General features: G+C 37.4%; 1 protein-coding gene. It reads left to right on the top strand.

Features of this window, described 5'->3' with window-relative positions:
• Window positions 1-90 precede the first annotated feature (90 nt).
• Entirely contained in the window at window positions 91-795 is a 705-nt protein-coding gene (locus AC07XN_RS24485; RefSeq protein WP_494744951.1) for an MIP/aquaporin family protein, read from the top strand.
• Window positions 796-1,017 lie beyond the last annotated feature (222 nt).

Below are 1,017 nucleotides of genomic sequence, written 5' to 3' on the forward strand. Positions count from 1 at the left end.
TTTGAGCATGATAATAGAAAATTATACCTTAATTTGTACAATTATTTCTTGACAAAAAACCATTAACTATATTAACTTATAAATTTAACAATGAATTCAGCACTTTTAGGTGAGTTTGTCGGTACGGCAGTATTAATTTTTTTAGGAAATGGTGTTGTCGCTACTGTATTATTAAAAGGCTCAAAAGGCGAGAACAGTGGTTGGATAGTCATCACGGCAGGTTGGGCATTTGCAGTAACAATGGGCATTTTTGTTTCTACTAAGTTTGGTAGTCCAGCAGCCCACTTGAATCCAGCTGTTACAATTGCCGAAGCTGTAAAGTCTGGCGATTGGTCTAATGCTTTTGGCTTCATCGTTGCCCAAATTTTAGGCGCCTCTCTTGGTGCTACTTTGGTCTGGCTACAATACTTACCTCATTGGGCTATTACTGAAGACAAAGGCTTGAAATTAGCCTGTTTCAGTACAGCCCCAGCTATTAGAAGTGCCTTCCCCAATTTTCTCGCAGAATTGCTTGCTACAGCAGTAGCCATTGTTGCCTTGGGCTCATTTGGCACTATTGAAACAGGCTTAGGGCCTTTTGTCGTAGGTATTTTGGTTTGGTCAGTCGGACTTTCTTTAGGAGGGGCAACGGGTTATGCCATCAACCCTGCAAGAGATTTAGGTCCTCGCATAGCTCATGCTATTTTACCCATTGCCGGCAAGGGTTCTTCCGATTGGTCATATGCTTGGGTACCTATTGCTGGGCCTATTGCTGGGGCGATAATAGGGGCATTAATTTTAAATTGTATAAAATAAATTTTGCTTATTTATGGTTGTTATTTAATGTGTGGCTTAATTTATGCTATCAATTATTGGAGATTATTTTCTTATAGTAATTCGGTGAAAGATAAAATATTGATTATTAGCTAGAAGATATTCCTATCAACATTTTATATTTTTATATCATTGGTCTTTTGTTTCATGTAAGATTGATAAAAAATCATTATCTTACTGTAATAATTTTCCAATCGCCATACT

The sequence above is a fragment of the Arcicella sp. GW458-12-2-14-TSB2 genome (assembly GCF_059423785.1).